Genomic DNA, 17,461 nt, shown 5'->3' with positions numbered 1-17,461 from the left:
CTGATTAACGTCGTTTGCAACCATACTGCGGGAATGTGTGGTTACCAAATAAGAACATGTCATCACTTACTTTTTTAATAAAAACGAGTTTCCCTTCCCCTCCTTCACCAAAAAATAAGTCGTTAGCAATCTTATCATTCACATTATCAGAATCATCACGAGTAATTTTGATATGCAATATTGTATATAAATTCGCGTTAGTATTATAACTTTTATATTTCAATTTAACCGTTCGCGAGATAATATACTTTTCATTATTTTTCGTGAGTAACCCATCGATATTGACCAGCAAATGCCCGTCACTGATATCAAAAAAAGCAAAACCTTCCGCACGAGTATTAACTGTATTGATGTTCCGCACAATAGAAAATTGCGATACACATGAAAAAGAAGAATGCCGGGCGTAGATTTCGTTTGAAACGATTAGCATGATGATCACGGAAACGATAACCGTTATGATTCGTTTAACCATTGCCCTGCTCTCTGATGTAAAAACTGACGCAGATGCTTTTACTCCTCTTACACTCAACTATCAACAACTGCATATAATTCCCCAAACTGCTTTTTATCTGCTGACGATAAACATAAATATCTTTAATGGAAGAACAATCTAATGGCTGCGATGCTAAATGAAAACTCTCCTCAACTTCCTTCATAGAAAGCGCAGGGGATAAAAAGAACTGGCATTTTCCGTGCGCGATTTCTTGCGTTTCATCATTAACGTTACTGATGCCAACGTAAATACCGAACATGATTATAATACTGGCCGCGACAATGAGAAGTTTAGTAAACAGGGGCCAGTATCGCCGCTTTTGATATACCAGCGGAGCCGGAGCGTCAGGCATTTTCTCATCAAGGCAAGGCGTTTTGTACTCACGATCGTTATTGATAATCGCATCTTCAGATATTTTAAAGCCGATGCGCGGTACGGTGACGATGATTTCTTTTTTCACGCCCAGATCACACAGGTTCCTGCGCAGCGTAGAAATATATTGATTCAGGTTGCTGTTTGACGCACGTGCGCCATATTTATCAAAAACAGACTGGAAGATTTCGTTTCGCGATAAGAGATCGCCCTGATGTTCAAGCAATTCCGCCAGCAGGCGGGTTGACGTCTGGGATAATTCAATGCAGTCCCCGGTCAACACGTTAACGAGTGAGGCATCCTCGGTGTCAAAAGTAATAAATCCTTCTATATCAAACCTCATGTCACCTCCTTACCAAACCGCGTTTCCTACCGACAGATAGAGCTTTTATCAAAAAACAAGATAAAAAGCAGATAAAAACTCTATATGTGCGTCAATCTCCAGCTAACGTTGCTAGCCTGGCGAGCGAGGCGGCATACTGTAAACTCCTTTAAAACCGTGGAGTCTGCAAAATGAAACTCTCGCTGTGTTCTTACAACTCAGGTGCGTTACATCAGGACTACAACGCTCCTCTCGACAATCTGCAACTGTTGACGACGGAAACGGGAATAAGTGGCTTCGCTACGGTCAGGGTTCCGGAACAAGTATTTATTCTCGATCTGTTAAATAAACATAGCACTGAAGGTCTGTCCACGAGGGAGTTGGCCGACCAGTGCGGTATTTCAATTTATAAAGTCAGGCATTTGTTACTGCCGCTGGAAAAATATGGCCAGGTCATCCGGGATAAGATGCAAAAGCACCATCAATGGTTTTTATCAAAAGATACCGGAGAAATTAACGATCATTCTAACAAGGAGCATTATCGGTTGCAACAATGATAAATAAATCAACCAGATAAACTTAAAACACCTGAAATGAGAAAGGAAGATCTCGCAAATATTATAGAAAGTTCTTAATAGAATATTCATGCAGTAATATTATTTTACATTTTTCGGCGACGTATTTTTCTCTTATCTACACCTAAAGCGTTATTTAAACATTTTTGTTAATAAAAAGTGAAATGTGATTTTTAGTCTTTTTCCGGTCAGCTGATTGCCGATTACCCACTGTGCGATCTGATCTGAAATTGTAACGATGCCCCATACTGGCGGCATCGTTTTTCAGTTTTTCTCATTTTCCACGATTCAGATAATGATTTTTCTGCCGGAATAAAACACGCTGGCAGACACCCATATCACAATTCCGGCTGTTTTCCGTTTTGTCGATTTAAGTTCCTTCAGAGTAACACCGGCAATTTCACCCGTCATAATCCGTCTTTTTATTTCGCTGGCGCTGAGAAAAAGTTGTTTTTTCATCACCGACAACAGGCTGACCTGAAACGAACAACGCAGCCGGATGTGCACCTTTAACCGTTTATTGCAAAGATGCCCCGCAGACCACTGCTCGCGAACGTGAAATTCAGGCATCCCCGACAGTACGGCATTATTGCGTTTCAGGATCTGGTCATCATGCGAAAAATGCACAAGCGTAGCTTCATCATTCGCCATGATCCTGCGATAGAGTGTGTGGCTAATGCGGCCCACCGGCAGGCGGGAGAACAGGCTGATATTCCAGGTGTAATCGCAGTGCGTACACTTATAAATGCTCCAGACATCGAGCCGCTTTTTCTGTGAATTCATCCGGAACGCTCCGGCCGGGAGAAACTCGCGTTTGACGTTGCACGCCGGGCAGCGTCTGGCAACCCGTTGATAGCCGACAGGGCTGACAATCCATGTGACTTGCATACTGTACCTTTCTTTAACCCATACAAAACTGGATCCGTTAAAAAACGAACCTTCGCGTTTGTTATGCGAAAAATATCGGTGAGATACTTTTCAGCGGGTTAAGAAAAGATTTCCAGCACAACAGTCCCTTGTTTTGATGAGTGGATGCCGAGCGTAGCAATCCCAAAGCCAAATATATATACGTTTAGTCAATGATTGTGGCATTACCATCAAGTTTGTTTGATCTGACATGGCATTCCAGGGGCGGGAAAATAAGTATATTTATTAACCACAAACACCACACAAGGAGAGTACCATGCCAACATTCGATAAGTTCTGTGAGGCTTGCGGCGTACCGATGTCCGTGATGGACCAGCCGAGCGCCAGCGATAAATATTGCTACTATTGCAGCGACAAAGAAGGGAACCTGAAACCCTGGGAAGAAGCCCTTGCCGGTACGGCGGAGTTTCTCGACAGCTGGCAGCATGTCGGCCCGGAGGAAGCCCGTAAGCGCGCGAAGCGCTACCTGACCGCAATGCCCGCCTGGGCGCATAAAGCGGACGACTAAACCCACCGTGGCCGCCGCCAGTCGCCAGGCTGTCGTCATTCTGCATGAAATCTACGGCATAAACGCGCACATCCGGCATGTGCGCGAGGAATGGCAAGGGCGTGGGTTCATCGCCCGCCACGAACCGGTGTTTGATAAGGGGATGGTGAGGAGAGCGAGGGAAAGGGTTTGGGAGTTTGTTGGGAGTATTTGTGTGTGGAAGGGAGTCAGGTCGGAGGCATAGAAAACGGTATAGCTATGCCCCAGCAACCCGATCATTTGTTCACAGAACGCATTAGTTTCCGGCGATCAATCAAGTTACCCTTTTCATCAAAATAGCGGCTCGGCCAGATAATGCTTGGCTCAAGATCCAGCGCTTCTGCAATGAGATATTCGCCTTTAGGCCATGGCTTGCTAAGCGCGTTGGCAAGCGTGGAAGAGCCCAATCCCGACTGGCGGGATAGTGCGGCTAATGATGATTTACGCTTATGTAATAGAGCAATAATATCAGCCGGATGCATATCTTTTCTTTCCATATACGTAACCTCTTTGAATCAACCTGGCAGTTCAGATTTTCACCGCAAATACTAAGGAATGCTTAGTACATTTTCAACTGCTAAATACCAAAATCATGATTCTGTTTCCAGACAACCGGGATCATCATGCTGCCACACCGTTTAAAAGAAGCGCGCCTGAGAGCTGGCCTGTCCCAGCAAAAATTAGGCATTCTCGCGGGCATTGATGAAGCCACCGCAAGCGCCCGGATGAACCAGTATGAACGAGGGATCCACACACCTGATTTTGCGTTGGCGTGTAAGCTGGCGGCCGTTCTGAATATCCCGGCTTGTTACTTTTATACGGTTGAGGATGATTTGGCTGAGGTGGTGGCGGGTTGGTTCAACGAAAAAGCTTAATTATGTTCACGCAAACTATGTAATCGTTTTACTCCCATAAAAGATCTCTTTCAAAATCATAGAGTTCAATTAACTTAGTCTGAACCCCAATACGCTTATCGATCATGAAGTCTGCAAGTTGCTCACCATCGATAAGCACGATAGGGACGCATGATGGCTTAAATGAAATATTTTCAGCGTCTTTTGTATAACTGCTGGTTGTAATAAAAATACCTTGCTCATACTCCCCAGTAATATCTCCACGAAAAGCAGAAATAGCACTTCTGCCTACTTTATTTTCAGCAGAATATTTCTTGCATTGGACAGCAACGCGCATGCTTGCCAAACCTGCTTTTAAGAGGCCAGTGACATCAATCCCTCCATCCCGACCACGCCGAGTAAGGTTCATTTTAAGGAAACCATATTTTGTCAGAAAAATACGACAAAAATCTTCGAATTGCTCTGCTGATAATTCTCTAAGACCTTCAATAATTTCTTTCCGTACTCTTTCTCGTTGCAATGAGGCTAATTCATGTATTTTTAATGCAGATGTGTCAACAGGCTCAGCCTTATTAAGAAAATAACTTAAATTATTATCGCTAAAATGTACGTTTTGAGAGATTAGTCCATATCGCCCATCACTCAATTTCACAAAATGCCTACTTTGATGCATAATGCCAAGATTTTTATTTATGCAATGGCGATCAAGTGTAATTCTTAAAACTGATTTTGGATCTTTAGCACCAAATGCATATAAATTATAAGAAATTATTTCCTCATATATTTCAGTAACATAAGCTGCACGCTCCAATATATTCAAAGCATTAATAGCTGCATCAACAATAGTCTTTGCTGTCACAATAACCTCTGAATTTTCTCTTGAATATCCTTTAACGGAAGTTCTTCCGTCATATAACACCATGAAATACGGATAGCTCCATCAATTCGTTCTTCGTCATATCCCATTGCCTCAAGAACATGGCTTGCCGTATAATTTTGTGAAGTACAAGCCGAACCGTTTGATACTGCAACAATACCTTTCAGGGCTACCATCGCCGCTTCTGAGTTTACATGAGGTATTGAAATATTTAAGACATGGCTAGCACTATTCTCACCATTCACTTTTGCGCCTAGTGGCAAAAGTATATCAAGCAACGACGTTTTTATTTTCTGACATTTATTGCGCCATTCCAAATAATGTTCCTGGGCTTCGGAACATGCCAACCCTAATCCTGCAATTAATGCCACAGGCAGAGTCCCTGGACGTAATCCCTTCTCTTGCCCTCCACCAAACATCAATGGCTCGAGAGGAATTTTCGAAAAACCTCTTCTCCTGACTATAAGAGCACCAATACCTTTAGGTGCATATAATTTATGGCCGCTAATGCTCAACATATCAATTCGACTATTAGTTAATTCTTCAGGATATTTTCCGTATCCTTGAGCGGCATCAATATGAAAATAGGCACCATGATCTTCAAGGATTTTACAAATTTCGCTAATGGGTTGTATTGAGCCTGTTTCATTATTTATATGCATAATAGATACCAAAAGTGTATCTTCACGCAATGACTTTTTAAGATCGGTCGGATTCACAATACCGCTTTGGTCTACGTTTAAGTAAGTGACATCAAATCCATTTTTAGCAAGATACCCAATCGGCTCAAGGACAGCTTTGTGCTCAATGGGAGTCGTTATGATATGTCTTTTCCCACTTTTTATTGCCTCAGCACTCAACCCTAAGATTGCAATATTATTACTTTCCGTTGCTCCACTAGTGAAAAAAACTTCACTTTTATCTGCATCCGCCAGTGAGGCCACTTGTCCCCGTGCCTTTTCTACAGCATGCTTAGCACTCAAACCAAACTCATGAGTACGGCTACCTGCATTCCCAAATTCTTCTCGCAAGTAGTATGTCACTAACTCTGCGACAGTCGGGGAGACTGGGGTTGTTGCATTGCAATCAAGGTAGATGCTCATCGACGTTCCACTCACATACGAGTACAGGTTTTTGTAACTTGTATGCTGACATACCCGTATAGGGACATCAAGAAGCGAAACATCAAAAGCCAAATCAAAGAGCTGTATAAGTATATAGTATTTTTTAAGGGTCTAGCTATTGACGCCACCCACCAGACGCTTAAGATAACTGAGATGAAAGAAACGTTAACCATTCGTATTGTCCCTATGAAATGTAGAGAAAAGTGGATAAAAAACCATAACTGTGAACATTTCTCTGTGATCAATCAAATGATCCCTCCTGGTGCCGCAAGCAAGAGACAAATCCCCTCATAGGTTGTAAAGTTAGAGGTTTGCTCTTGTCGTTTCCTAGTGATACGTCAATTGTGAATGTTGCAGTTGTCGCACAAGTAGCGCGTTCAAGCTCTCAACTAACCAAAGGTAGAAAATGACAGTACAAAATCACCAACCAGCTCGCTCAGCCTTTGACGATCTTGGATTTAAAGAGACGATTGCCAAACTTGTACAGCAAACGAAAGATCTTTACTTGAGCGATGACATACCTTGGGTTATCGGCTATAGCGGGGGAAAGGACTCCACTGCAATTCTCCAGCTGATCTGGCAAGCACTTTCTGAGCTCACTGTTGAGAAACGAGCTCACAAGCAAGTTCATGTCATCAGTACAGATACATTGGTCGAAAACCCTATCGTTGCTCTATGGGTCACCCGCTCCCTCAAGCAAATGGAAATGGCCGTAAGAGAACAAAAAATTCCGTTGGTACCGCATCGCCTGACTCCAGCTGTTAACGACAGATTTTGGGTGAACTTAATCGGTAGAGGCTATCCAGCGCCGCGTTACAAGTTCAGATGGTGTACGGATCGCTTAAAAATCAGCCCATCAAACAACTTTATAAAAAGTGTCGTCCAAAATAACGGTGAGGCAATTCTGGTACTGGGTACCCGTAAAGCAGAAAGCAATGCTCGAGCAACTACAATGGAAGTTTATGAGAACCGAGCCGATAACACCCGGCGCGCAGCAGGCTTATCTGTAAACAAAGAACTGGATAGGGTCTGGGTATATACACCTATTGCAGACTGGAGCAATGACGATGTATGGCAATTTTTGATGCAAGTTAAAAATCCTTGGGGTTTTAAAAACCAAGAACTTTTAACTATGTATCAAGGGGCTACAGAGGATGGAGAATGCCCTTTAGTAGTAGACAAATCAACTCCAAGTTGTGGCGACAGCCGTTTCGGGTGTTATGTCTGCACAATGGTTGGAGAAGATAAATCAATGTCAGCAATGATCCAGAACGATAGCGAAAAAGAATGGATGTATCCGCTTCTTGCCTTACGTAATGAGATCGACATAAATGATTCAAACAGGGAAAAGAAAGCTAAAAAGATTCAGGCTGACAAAGATCGCCGTGACTTTAGGCGCATGAACGGAAGCTTAACAGTCCACATCAATGAATATGGTGCAGACTTGGTTCGCGGACCATACCGGCAAGCTTTCCGTGAACATATGTTGCGAAAAGTACTAGAAGCCCAATTGCAAGTACAGGCCCTTGGACCTGAAGAAGTGAAAGATTTGGAACTCCTTACTCTTGAGGATTTAGAAGCTATCCGAGAATTATGGGTGGAAAGCAAAAATGAAGTTGAGGATAGCGTCCCTTCGATTTACCAGTCAGTCATGAACAAACCTTATCCTGGAGATAAGGCCAAAAATCATCCATTGCTGAACCGCAGCGTAATGCAGAAATTAAAAGAAAAGTGTGCGGAATTTGATGATACCGATGGGCTTAAATATGAGCAAGTTCGTGAGTTGCTAACTATTGCCGATAAACACAAGCATCTTCTTCGTCGCTCCACACTCTATAAAGAACTTGAAGCTGCTTTAGATAAAACAGCTTTTAATGACATTTCAGAAGCACGTAAATTTGCACTCGAAAAGCGGCTAAATGAGAATGCATATAAAATTCAAGACGTAAACATTGATGATAATGAGAAAAACAAATTGCAATGGGAAATTGAAAAAATTGAGCAATCTCTCGTTAACTTCGATTATTTACAATTAGAACAGATTGATGTTCAAGAGATATAATTATGATTTTTGAAGAAATAAAACTTTACAATTTTGGAATATATCAAGGACATCATACTATCTCACTCGATAGCCCTGATCACAAAAAACCAATCATATTAATTGGTGCTCTCAATGGTGCCGGTAAAACGACTTTTCTGGATGCACTTCAGCTGGCACTGTACGGTAAGTTTGCAAAATGTTCTAATCGTGGGCGGTTAGGATATTTAGCTTACTTGGAAAAAAATATTAATTCATTTTCTGAAGACAAAGCAGCAAGCGTCTCTCTGCGATTTCGCCATGGTGATGATAAAAAAGCCCCACAGGTATATGAAATAAAGAGGTCATGGGTTAAAGAAGCTAATAAAGAATGCAGAGAAAATATTTCAGTTTGTTTTAATGGTAAGCATGACCAGCTTTTAAGTGAACATTGGGAGGAATTTGTTAATGAGTTTATCCCTCAATCGATTTCTGAATTATTTTTCTTCGATGGTGAAAAAATCGAGAACTTCGCTGATCCTAAACGTTCAGCAGAACTCCTTAGAACAGGAATAGAAGCATTACTCGGACTTGAGCTCCTATCCACATTAGCAATCGATTTAAACGAACTAAAGAAAAAAAAGCAGGAAAAGCAATTAAATAAAGAAGATACAACCGCTCTCGAAGATGTAAAGAAGAAACTAGTGTCACTAAATAAATATAAAGACCAACTTAGTTTACAACTGAAATCTATTGAAGTACGAGAAAAAGAAGAAGAAGTGAAATTAGCTTTTCTTCAGCACAAAATGCATTCTAGCGGAGCAGATAAACTAGATTTAAAATCATCTTTAGAAAAAGAGAAAACAGAACTTTCACAGAAATTATTTGCTGTGAAGCATGAGCTTTTTAAATTAGTTTCAGGTCCTCTTCCACTAGGTTTGTTAGGGGATTTACTTAGTAAAGCAGATGCTCAAGCGATACTTGAGCGAAAATCAAATATTTTTAAAGATGCTGAAGCATTGTTACAGAAACAAAAAGAACAACTGTTAAATATCTTGTCAAATGTTATAGACAATGATGAATTGTCACGTTTGAAAAGTGAATTTAATAAATTATTAGAAAACGAAAGAGAAAAAAATAACATCAATTGTTATTTGGATACTAACCCTATCTATTTTTCTAGCTTAAGTGATCGCATTGCCGAGGATAAACGTTCAGCGAATAAACTTCTAGGCCTCAAGACAGAAATAGAAGAAGCCATTGTATTGTCCGAGCGAAAAATAAATGCAATCCCAACACTTGAATCGGTAAAGGAATTATTCACAAAGCATGCAAAACAAGAAGAAAAATTAGCAATTGTGCAAAAAGAAAAAGAACAATTGGTCAATTCATTAAATGAAACCATTTGTGCAATCAAACAAAATGAGAGCCAACTTAGCTCAATTTTGATTAGCACGAACTCTGTACATTTCGAACATAAAAGGCAGAATCAAATTGTAAAACATATAGACACATTAAAAGAAATAATTCTTTCTTTTAATAAGAAACTTGTTAGAGACAATATTACTAAGCTTGAGAAAAAAATCAAATCGAAATTTGATCAATTGAAAAGAAAAGATAGCCTAATTAGTAAAATTGAGATTAACCCATTTGATTATTCTATGACTTTATTTACGTCAAATAAAACTGAAATTTCAACAGATCGCCTTTCCGCCGGGGAGAGACAGTTACTAGCTATAGCTATCCTTTGGGGATTAGCTGATAGTTCAGGAAAGGAATTACCAACAATCATTGATACCCCAATGGGGCGCCTAGATGGTGAGCATAGAACTCGTTTGATAGAACAGTATTTCCCCAATGCAGCTTCACAAGTTATCCTACTTTCCACTGATGAAGAAATTTATGGGCGATATTACAATAAATTGAAATCTTTTATAGCTCAAGAATATCATATCGAATATGATGAAAAAGAAGAGACTTCATACTTTTCAAAAGGATATCTGGAGGGCGCATTGTGAGTATCGAACACGTACGATTATCCGAAAAAGCGAAGCAGCAGCTTATCACACTAAAACGTCGAACTGGGATTGAGAATTGGAATGTGCTTTGTCGGTGGGCATTCTGTTTGTCCCTTTCAGAAAAGGCAATTCCTCCTCATGAAGATATTATGACTGACAGCTCGGTTGAGATGACATGGAAAACATTCTCTGGAGAACAGTCAGAAATATATTTGGCTTTGCTTAAACAGAGAGTTTATGAGGACTATAAAGACCACCCCGAAACCGTGGATATGAATTACTTATTTAAACTTCACTTACATCGTGGTATCTCGTATATGCTAAATAGAGTTCACAATTTGGATGACATGATTTTTTTGTAGTTAAATAGCAAAGGTACATATAATGAATATGTGCCTTTAAGAATTAAGGGGCAATGAATAACCCTTAGTTATTAAATTCAGTGCGCAAAACAAAACGCTCGCGCTCCTGAGCATGCTCATAGCACAGAATTTTCATACTTATTGGATTTATTATTTTCCCAATTCCATGGAAGGATGATATTGTCAATTGTGAGTTTTCGAGATTATTTTTACATCCATCACACTCACATTTTCTTTTCAAACCTAATGTTCGAATAGCCCAATAATAATTATCGATACTTTGATATGGTTGTATTTTTTTAGTATATTTGGTACCCCTCCCATACATTGTCACTTGCGAACTTTTCACCATATTTGCCCAACCACAAATCAATCGAAAATTTTCTATCGAATCATCGCCACCTAATGCGAAAGGATAGAGATGATCAATTTCTATTTTTAGATCTCGATCAATTAAGCCTATTGGCATATATTTATCTACATAGTCTGGCAACTTTATGGTCGCATTTTGTCTACCTAAGAAAAGGTCAATCGCTTCTTGTGAAAAAAGCATACCGGTTAACCAACAGCGAGGTTTGTCACCGAGTAGCTCCAATAACTCACGCTTCTCGGACAAAGATATTTTTTTTCTTTTATAACTTTCAGTGATAATTCTTATTCTTTGTAGAACATATTTAGATATTATCCCCGATATTTCTTGTTTATCATTTCGGTCATAAGTCCATCCACAGATCTTATCAATAATTAAAAAAACATCATAAAAAATTTCAGCGTAAGTCACGTTATTTGACAGATATTTTGCATCAATAAACTGCTCAATGAACCAACGCCCCCATTCACGATACATATCACCTTTTAAAAGATCCCTCCGGAATCCAAGCATGGGGTCAGGAAAAGACATATGCGATAATTCACTTTGAGTATCGTTGCACCATGCTTTCTGTATATTTAATATACTATTAATTACGAAATTAAAATCTCTTTCCATAAGTCAGTCAGTCTTCTTAGGATTACGATACATTCTGATTTGAGGCAACGCTGAACTATTTTTTCTATAATCTGACCACAACTGAGCCCAACGATCTCTAATTCCTTTTGAATCCTTTTTCACACCTGATAATTCCCAATCCCGATCAAAGTATGCAGGTTTGATCTCCTGCAACCATTCATCGACTAAGACCTCTAAATGCTCTGTCGAATCTATTCCTGACCTTATTTCAACAAGATATTGAAAGAAATCAGAAGAAAGAATCATTAATGAAATTTTATTAAAAATATTAGATTCACGAGGGGCTCCCCAAAAATTTTTTCTCTCATTATTTTCTCGCTGAGCTAGCTTATTACTTACTCTATTCCAAAAACAAACAAAAATTTTTCGCCACGGCCCTTCGAGGGAACGCCAATAATCATATTGTGAAGAAAATTCATAGTCCTCAAAATCAGCAACTACACCTGATGAAGCCAGATATTTTTCTTGCCAGATTTTTGCGTAATCATTCCTCTCACCGAACAGAATCCCGCCTTTTAACTCCTTGAAGATATTTATAATTTTCCCCATAACAGACCATTGCAACATTTCTTTAGAATCATTATTAACACCACGTTCTACAAGATTTGCAAAAGGGCTTGCTGGATTCCTCGCCATCCATGTTATAGCCCGAGCCTCTTCAAGTTGTATACCGGAATCCATTAAGCGCTGCGAAACAACTTCCATTTCATCGTTAGTCAATGTTGTCGAGACTATAGTTCCCAAGAGAGAACGTCCAATCGGCGTAGCTTTTTGGTTAATAACGACGAATTGAAATACTTGCTCAGATGGACTTTCTGACATTAGTAATGAAACAGGCAATATTCGCGTATGTCTTTTCAAAATTTCATCATTAGCCATAGGAGCATCAATACCACTATCTATAAAAGATGAAAGTTCATCATCGAATTCACCATTTTCAAGCCTAGAAGAAATTTCGCTAATGGCACCTAATAGTCTATGCTGCCCATCAACTAAAGAAACAGGGAGAATAAATGAAATAAGAGATTCTTTAGAAAACCCTAGAAAATTTTCTCGATCTTTATATAATCCAGGATTCTCTTTTAATATTTCATGGCGTAATGCAATTTCTTTTATGAAGTCTGCTATATGTGACTCATCAAAAATTAGAGAGTCTTGGTCAGAACCTTGAGCTTCTTCTAAGTCCTCTCTATCATCATATACGTCCTCTGGTATAGAGAAACCTTCTGACTCAATCTCCATTGATTCATTTGCAACTGATAATTGTTTTTTTAATTCTTGCTTTTCTTCTTCTGACAATGAAAGATTCACTTTTCCATGTAAACGGCTTTCCAAGGACTGTCTCAAAATACCAAATAAATCAATAATCGGCATCTCATAAAAACTAGGAAATTCAATTTCGAGGACCCCTGCAACATCATTACCATCCTTGCTTTTGAAATTGACAGAGCATCCAGCTATATCTCTCATTGCACAGATAAGAGTGTTTTGAACTACGTTTTGCTGATTTAAGTAAAATTTCTTCAATTCACTTAATCTTGCTTTATTGTCAACACGCTGAAAACCGACTGTTTCTACATCATCAAATGATTTCTTTTGAGGAACACCTGCCCATTGACGAATCTCATATGCAGAAGCACCAAACAATACAACATCACTACACATTTCATTCTGTTTGATTTTAATTGCTGGATATTCAAATGTGAGCTTATGCATTCCTTTTTCCTTTTAGATTTGTATATTGCATCGTAAGAACATTCAATTGTGTTTTTACGCTTCTCATTATTCCCTTATATTTTTCATTGTCAAGTGATCCATCTGATTGCCCAACAAGTTAATACTTAGATAACCCATTGATATTTATGAAAAAATAGACAACAAGTCCTGCATGCAGATTTCATCTGTCAATTGAAGGCTACAAAAACTTTGAGATCCACAAAGCTCTTTATCGCTTCCGTCTCACTAAGGTAACCGCCTTCAGTTCTGTGAATACATGTATGTTCTCATACAATACTGACGTCATTATGACCCAGTCCTTACTTATGAATCTCAATGTTTGATCTATACATAATAAATTATGAACTTGTAATATCAAAGCTGCACTGCTCAATCACTGGTACAAGAGATACAATTTCGACCTAACCTATAAATCTATGGCGCACATTCAAATGACCGTGCAAATGCTGGCGCTGTTTGCGAAATCAAGCAACATATAATATTAACTTTTTGAAGGACAAAATCATATTCTACTAGCAAACTTGAGATATCTGAAGGCACAAAAAAAGCCGCCCTCAGGCGACTTCATTGCATCACTTGGTGCCGAAGGCCGGACTCGAACCGGCACGGGGTATAGCGGCTTAGCTTGCTTCAAGAATCATTGTTAACTCATTGAACCAGCGAGACTAAAGCTCATAACCCCGGCACATTTCACAGACTGTTTAGCCATGAAAAAGCCCTGACAACATAACCGGGGTTTGTATGAGTTTCAAGAGAGATCGTTATCTAGTTTTAGATCCCTGCGGGAATTACCTCGTGCGGATAGCTATCCCCAGCTACATGCGCCACCTGTTCCAAGGGAAGCGCTACTTTATGAAAAGCACAGGGACACGTGACATACGCCAAGCACGGTTGTTTCGGGATGCTATTGCTCTGGAGTGGACTCGCTTACGGAATCTGCTAAAGCCGCAAGGCGGCTCATCCGTCGATCAAATCATTGATGAGCTACGCCGTGTAAGTGTGTATGCCAAGGAAGCACCCGCATCATTTGGTGCATCAATTCAGGCTTGCCCTTCCCTGCTTAAAATGCGCGATCTGTATCTTCTCCAATACAGCGAGAAACGAAAGCTAACCACGCTATCCAAGACCAATAAAGCCGTAGAGGTGCTGTTAACCCACCTGAAAAAGAAAGATGTTCAGTTGCGGGATATTAATCGAACCATAGTTACAGGCTGGTTAGATAAGCTCAAAACGGAGCGAGCGCCCCAAACTATCCAGAACTATATAAGCGCACTGGCGCAGATATGGGATCTGGCACGCAATCGCTATCACGATGCGCCGCAGGATAATCCTTGGCGCGGTCATGCGCTCGAAGCAAAAAGCAGCAAAGTCAGCTATGAAGTCTTCGAACCGGGAGAGCTGGCAAAGGTCTATGCCTTGCTTGATGACGAGATGAAGGCAGTAACGGCTATTGGTGCATACAGCGGTATGCGGATCAATGAGATATGTACGCTACGTGAAAGCAGCATTAAAACTATCGAGGGTATATTGTGCTTTGAGATCACCGAAGGGAAAACCAAGAGCGCAGCGCGAATCGTCCCAATACACAGCAAACTAATCCCCCTCGTGAAATCATTGCTCAAAACCACACATAGCGGTTTTCTGTTCTATCATGCCTCAATCACAGACCGGGCGGATGGGAAACGCTCAACGTGGCACACGCAGCAATTCACTCGGGCCAAGCGTAAAGCTCTTGGCGAGCCTGCCGCAGAGAGAAAAGTGTTTCATTCACTCCGCCATGCGTTTGTGCAACAGCTCGACCGTGCTCAAGTGCCAGAGGATCGTATTGCCCTGCTCGTCGGCCATGAGCGAGGTAACACGGAGAGCTTCAAAACATATTCAAAAAACGCAGCAGCACCAGCCGAGCTGTCGCGCTACGTGGAGTTTGTGAACCATCAAATAACCATTTAAATTTATGGATGTTTGTACCGTCCATCTGAGCCAACCCATCTCTACAGCTACCCGCAATCCGTTGCAATGACCCCCTCATCTGTTAAGATGCAGGGGCGTTTTCGCATGTCTTAATGATCAGCAATAGGTAAAAAATGTCCACACTTAAACCCGCCATCTTCTCTTTCTTTTCCGGCTCAGGCTTTTTAGACCTTGGCTTTGAAAACTCAGGCTACGAAGTGGTTTTTGTGAATGAATTTCACCCGCCGTTTATGGATGCTTACAAGCACTCACGTGCGGTAATGAACAAGCCTATCCCCCGTTTCGGCTATGCAGAAAAGAGCATAGAGGAAGTTGATCACAAGCAGTTGAAGGATGCTATTAAAGCCCTCAAGAAAGAGAAAAGACTGATTGGCTTCATTGGTGGCCCACCTTGCCCGGACTTCTCCGTTGCGGGCAAGAACAAAGGGCGCGATGGGGAAAATGGTAAGCTGTCCCAAAGCTACATTGATATAATTGTCGAGATGAAACCTGACTTCTTCTTGTTCGAGAACGTCAAGGGGCTATATCGTACACTCAAGCATCGTGAATTTTTTGAGCATCTCAAAGAGCAGTTGATGAATGTGGGTTACACCCTTCATGAAAGGTTGATTAATTCGATTGAATACGGTGCTCCGCAAGACCGAGAGCGCATTATTCTATTGGGTTTCCAAAGTAAGAAATTAGCCAAGTCATTTAATTGGAGTGGCAGATTATACCCCGATCGTAATGCCTTTAATTACAGTTGGCCAACAACAAATGAATTTTCCGAGGACTCTATACTGGCATTGCCAGAGTCACTCCCAAAAGAATTAACTGTTGATTACTGGTTTAAGAAAAACAATGTTTCTGAACATGTGAACGCAAAGCATGTGTTTACGGCCAGAGCCGGATTAGTTCGCTTCAAGGCTGTTGCAGAAGGTGACGATAGTAAAAAATCTTACAAGCGCCTCCACCGCTGGAGATATTCTCCGACTGCTGCTTATGGTAACAACGAGGTCCATTTACATCCATATAAGCCACGCAGAATAACAGTTGCAGAAGCGCTTGCCATTCAGTCTTTGCCGAAAGAGTTTGAATTGCCATCTTATATGACTCTTTCAAATATGTTCAAAACTGTTGGCAATGGAGTTCCTTACCTTGCGGCCTTCGGAATAGCAAAATCTATATTAGAGCATTTAGGGATAAAAGATGAATTTGACAGCAATGAATCTTGTGAATGCGATAGCCAACCTGCCCAAAAACAGGCAGTTTGATTATGTGAATGAAAGTAATGCTGGGAAGATTGTTGTCGACTCGATTAAGTCGCCACAAGGCCCGATACGCTTTAAGCGTTTTAACCCAACCAAAGGCGAGACGCTCAAAGATGCAAAGATGGACAGCATCTCTAGCCAGATGCTTTGGCGTTTGGCTAACGCAATTCAAGAGGATGCGCCTATCAATTTAGATAGAGTGCTTGGTGCAAGCTATAACTCTCGTTCCGTTATTGAGAGTTTGCTTGCGCACACACCGCAATTTTATTGGTGTAAACTCGACCGTTTAGAAGTTATTAACACTAAACAGACGGTAAAGAAAGGCCACAAGCATCTTGTATACTTACCCAATTCACCACACGAAAACGGTAAGCTCTCTGAATACAAAGCTAATATTGTAATATCAGAGATGAAAACAGAAGTTGTATATCAAAGCGTTGATCTGGAAACGATCCGCCCAGTGGAGGGCATGTCGATTGAAGAATCAAGAAGACATGCACAAATCCAGATTGCCTTAGTAAAAATCGGCCACCACTTAGGCTACAGAACATGGGTGGCAGCTAATGATCGTGGACTTAAATATAACGGAAAAGTCATTGCTCAAATGGATGGGGTAATTGATAGCCTCTCAAATGAAAAGGTATTAAGCTCGTACAGCGAGGCCATTGACGGTGCAAAACTAATAGATTGCATTTGGTTTAGAAATGGAAAATTAATGCCCGCCGTGATGGAAATTGAGCACAGCACTGGGATTAAAAGCGGGTTAACCCGGATGAAGAATTTTTGTGACTATGCCCCACGGCTTCAAGATATCAGATGGACAATCGTAGCCCCCGATGAATATCGCGCTAAAGTCATTGAGTTTGCGAATATGCCGCAATTCCGAGAGCTGGACACAAAATTCTTCCCGTACTCAGCAGTCGAAGAGTTGTATTCTCTTTGTGAACGACGCAAACCTCAAGGAATTACAGATCAATTCCTTAATGCGTTTATGGAAAACTGCGTAACCCACTGACTAGAAGTT

General features: G+C 40.7%; 17 protein-coding genes. 9 read left to right on the top strand and 8 right to left on the bottom strand.

Going from position 1 to position 17,461, the window contains the following annotated elements:
- Positions 1 to 4: 4 nt before the first annotated feature.
- Both AOY23_RS08135 and AOY23_RS08130 read right to left on the bottom strand, forming a co-directional pair.
- Positions 5 to 472, bottom strand: a complete 468-nt coding sequence (locus AOY23_RS08135; protein ID WP_054178960.1) for a FidL-like protein — start codon at positions 470 to 472, stop codon at positions 5 to 7.
- Positions 465 to 1,208, bottom strand: coding sequence for a winged helix-turn-helix domain-containing protein (locus AOY23_RS08130; RefSeq protein ID WP_054178961.1), 744 nt, complete (start codon positions 1,206 to 1,208; stop codon positions 465 to 467). The genes AOY23_RS08135 and AOY23_RS08130 overlap by 8 nt, the downstream gene beginning before the upstream one ends.
- 170 nt (positions 1,209 to 1,378) lie before the next feature.
- On the opposite strand from AOY23_RS08130, the gene AOY23_RS08125 reads away from it, so the two are divergent.
- Positions 1,379 to 1,744: a FaeA/PapI family transcriptional regulator gene (locus AOY23_RS08125; RefSeq protein WP_054178962.1), complete on the top strand. Its 366-nt coding sequence runs from the start codon at positions 1,379 to 1,381 to the stop codon at positions 1,742 to 1,744.
- 306 nt (positions 1,745 to 2,050) lie between these two features.
- On the opposite strand, the gene AOY23_RS08120 is transcribed toward AOY23_RS08125, so the two are convergent.
- Positions 2,051 to 2,650 (bottom strand): DUF1062 domain-containing protein, encoded by a 600-nt coding sequence (locus AOY23_RS08120; RefSeq protein WP_054178963.1) that lies wholly within the window; start codon positions 2,648 to 2,650, stop codon positions 2,051 to 2,053.
- Positions 2,651 to 2,945: 295 nt separating this feature from the next.
- Between AOY23_RS08120 and AOY23_RS08115 the strand changes: the two genes are divergently transcribed.
- Positions 2,946 to 3,197, top strand: a complete 252-nt coding sequence (locus tag AOY23_RS08115) for a zinc ribbon domain-containing protein (protein WP_049855621.1) — start codon at positions 2,946 to 2,948, stop codon at positions 3,195 to 3,197.
- A 254-nt stretch (positions 3,198 to 3,451) separates the two neighbouring features.
- Here AOY23_RS08115 and AOY23_RS08110 read toward each other — a convergent pair whose 3' ends face one another.
- Positions 3,452 to 3,712 (bottom strand): helix-turn-helix domain-containing protein, encoded by a 261-nt coding sequence (locus AOY23_RS08110; protein ID WP_038162508.1) that lies wholly within the window; start codon positions 3,710 to 3,712, stop codon positions 3,452 to 3,454.
- A 126-nt stretch (positions 3,713 to 3,838) separates the two neighbouring features.
- Here AOY23_RS08110 and AOY23_RS08105 point away from each other — a divergent pair, with 126 nt between their 5' ends.
- The gene (locus AOY23_RS08105; RefSeq protein WP_054178965.1) at positions 3,839 to 4,090 is read left to right on the top strand and encodes a helix-turn-helix transcriptional regulator; all 252 of its coding nucleotides are present in this window, start codon (positions 3,839 to 3,841) and stop codon (positions 4,088 to 4,090) included.
- A gap of 28 nt (positions 4,091 to 4,118) precedes the next feature.
- On the opposite strand, the gene AOY23_RS08100 is transcribed toward AOY23_RS08105, so the two are convergent.
- Complete coding sequence (locus AOY23_RS08100; protein ID WP_054178966.1) at positions 4,119 to 4,928, bottom strand: restriction endonuclease; 810 nt, start codon at positions 4,926 to 4,928, stop codon at positions 4,119 to 4,121.
- Entirely contained in the window at positions 4,925 to 6,049 is a 1,125-nt protein-coding gene (dndA, locus tag AOY23_RS08095; protein ID WP_054178967.1) for a cysteine desulfurase DndA, read from the bottom strand. The genes AOY23_RS08100 and dndA overlap by 4 nt, the downstream gene beginning before the upstream one ends.
- Before the next feature lie 427 nt (positions 6,050 to 6,476).
- Here dndA and dndC point away from each other — a divergent pair, with 427 nt between their 5' ends.
- The 3 genes from dndC to dndE are packed head-to-tail and all read left to right on the top strand — an operon-like array spanning position 6,477 to position 10,470.
- Positions 6,477 to 8,132: a DNA phosphorothioation system sulfurtransferase DndC gene (gene dndC, locus AOY23_RS08085; protein WP_054178969.1), complete on the top strand. Its 1,656-nt coding sequence runs from the start codon at positions 6,477 to 6,479 to the stop codon at positions 8,130 to 8,132.
- Between the two features lie 2 nt (positions 8,133 to 8,134).
- Positions 8,135 to 10,108, top strand: a complete 1,974-nt coding sequence (gene dndD, locus AOY23_RS08080; protein WP_054178970.1) for a DNA sulfur modification protein DndD — start codon at positions 8,135 to 8,137, stop codon at positions 10,106 to 10,108.
- Positions 10,105 to 10,470, top strand: coding sequence for a DNA sulfur modification protein DndE (dndE, locus tag AOY23_RS08075; RefSeq protein WP_054178971.1), 366 nt, complete (start codon positions 10,105 to 10,107; stop codon positions 10,468 to 10,470). The genes dndD and dndE overlap by 4 nt, the downstream gene beginning before the upstream one ends.
- A 64-nt stretch (positions 10,471 to 10,534) precedes the next feature.
- On the opposite strand, the gene AOY23_RS08070 is transcribed toward dndE, so the two are convergent.
- The gene (locus AOY23_RS08070; protein ID WP_235501706.1) at positions 10,535 to 11,458 is read right to left on the bottom strand and encodes an HNH endonuclease domain-containing protein; all 924 of its coding nucleotides are present in this window, start codon (positions 11,456 to 11,458) and stop codon (positions 10,535 to 10,537) included.
- A 3-nt stretch (positions 11,459 to 11,461) separates the two neighbouring features.
- Complete coding sequence (locus AOY23_RS08065) at positions 11,462 to 13,195, bottom strand: ParB N-terminal domain-containing protein (protein ID WP_054178972.1); 1,734 nt, start codon at positions 13,193 to 13,195, stop codon at positions 11,462 to 11,464.
- Positions 13,196 to 13,957: 762 nt separating this feature from the next.
- Between AOY23_RS08065 and AOY23_RS08060 the strand changes: the two genes are divergently transcribed.
- The 3 genes from AOY23_RS08060 (at position 13,958) to AOY23_RS22530 (ending at position 17,452) form a co-directional block, all read left to right on the top strand.
- A complete protein-coding gene (locus tag AOY23_RS08060; RefSeq protein WP_054178973.1) occupies positions 13,958 to 15,166 on the top strand; it encodes a site-specific integrase in 1,209 nt (402 codons plus the stop codon).
- Positions 15,167 to 15,300: 134 nt separating this feature from the next.
- Positions 15,301 to 16,440, top strand: a complete 1,140-nt coding sequence (locus AOY23_RS22535; protein ID WP_054178974.1) for a DNA cytosine methyltransferase — start codon at positions 15,301 to 15,303, stop codon at positions 16,438 to 16,440.
- The gene (locus AOY23_RS22530; protein WP_032191052.1) at positions 16,376 to 17,452 is read left to right on the top strand and encodes a hypothetical protein; all 1,077 of its coding nucleotides are present in this window, start codon (positions 16,376 to 16,378) and stop codon (positions 17,450 to 17,452) included. Before AOY23_RS22535 ends, AOY23_RS22530 begins: the two co-directional genes overlap by 65 nt.
- Positions 17,453 to 17,461 lie beyond the last annotated feature (9 nt).

Source organism: Trabulsiella odontotermitis (genome assembly GCF_001297775.1).
GTDB classification, from domain to species: Bacteria; Pseudomonadota; Gammaproteobacteria; order Enterobacterales; family Enterobacteriaceae; genus Trabulsiella; species Trabulsiella odontotermitis.
The sequence above is the reverse complement of the archived record's forward strand: the minus strand, read 5'-3'. Positions and strand labels throughout refer to the sequence as shown.

Excerpts from the sequence above, each read along its gene's own strand:
- AOY23_RS08065 (WP_054178972.1), bottom strand. The coding sequence starts at position 13,195 with ATGCATAAGCTCACATTTGAATATCCAGCAATTAAAATCAAACAGAAT.
- AOY23_RS08130 (WP_054178961.1), bottom strand. The coding sequence starts at position 1,208 with ATGAGGTTTGATATAGAAGGATTTATTACTTTTGACACCGAGGATGCC.
- AOY23_RS08125 (WP_054178962.1), top strand. The coding sequence starts at position 1,379 with ATGAAACTCTCGCTGTGTTCTTACAACTCAGGTGCGTTACATCAGGAC.
- AOY23_RS08060 (WP_054178973.1), top strand. The coding sequence starts at position 13,958 with ATGAGTTTCAAGAGAGATCGTTATCTAGTTTTAGATCCCTGCGGGAAT.
- AOY23_RS08120 (WP_054178963.1), bottom strand. The coding sequence starts at position 2,650 with ATGCAAGTCACATGGATTGTCAGCCCTGTCGGCTATCAACGGGTTGCC.
- AOY23_RS22530 (WP_032191052.1), top strand. The coding sequence starts at position 16,376 with ATGAATTTGACAGCAATGAATCTTGTGAATGCGATAGCCAACCTGCCC.
- AOY23_RS08110 (WP_038162508.1), bottom strand. The coding sequence starts at position 3,712 with ATGGAAAGAAAAGATATGCATCCGGCTGATATTATTGCTCTATTACAT.
- AOY23_RS22535 (WP_054178974.1), top strand. The coding sequence starts at position 15,301 with ATGTCCACACTTAAACCCGCCATCTTCTCTTTCTTTTCCGGCTCAGGC.
- AOY23_RS08105 (WP_054178965.1), top strand. The coding sequence starts at position 3,839 with ATGCTGCCACACCGTTTAAAAGAAGCGCGCCTGAGAGCTGGCCTGTCC.
- AOY23_RS08135 (WP_054178960.1), bottom strand. The coding sequence starts at position 472 with ATGGTTAAACGAATCATAACGGTTATCGTTTCCGTGATCATCATGCTA.
- AOY23_RS08115 (WP_049855621.1), top strand. The coding sequence starts at position 2,946 with ATGCCAACATTCGATAAGTTCTGTGAGGCTTGCGGCGTACCGATGTCC.
- AOY23_RS08070 (WP_235501706.1), bottom strand. The coding sequence starts at position 11,458 with ATGGAAAGAGATTTTAATTTCGTAATTAATAGTATATTAAATATACAG.
- dndD (WP_054178970.1), top strand. The coding sequence starts at position 8,135 with ATGATTTTTGAAGAAATAAAACTTTACAATTTTGGAATATATCAAGGA.
- dndC (WP_054178969.1), top strand. The coding sequence starts at position 6,477 with ATGACAGTACAAAATCACCAACCAGCTCGCTCAGCCTTTGACGATCTT.
- dndA (WP_054178967.1), bottom strand. The coding sequence starts at position 6,049 with ATGAGCATCTACCTTGATTGCAATGCAACAACCCCAGTCTCCCCGACT.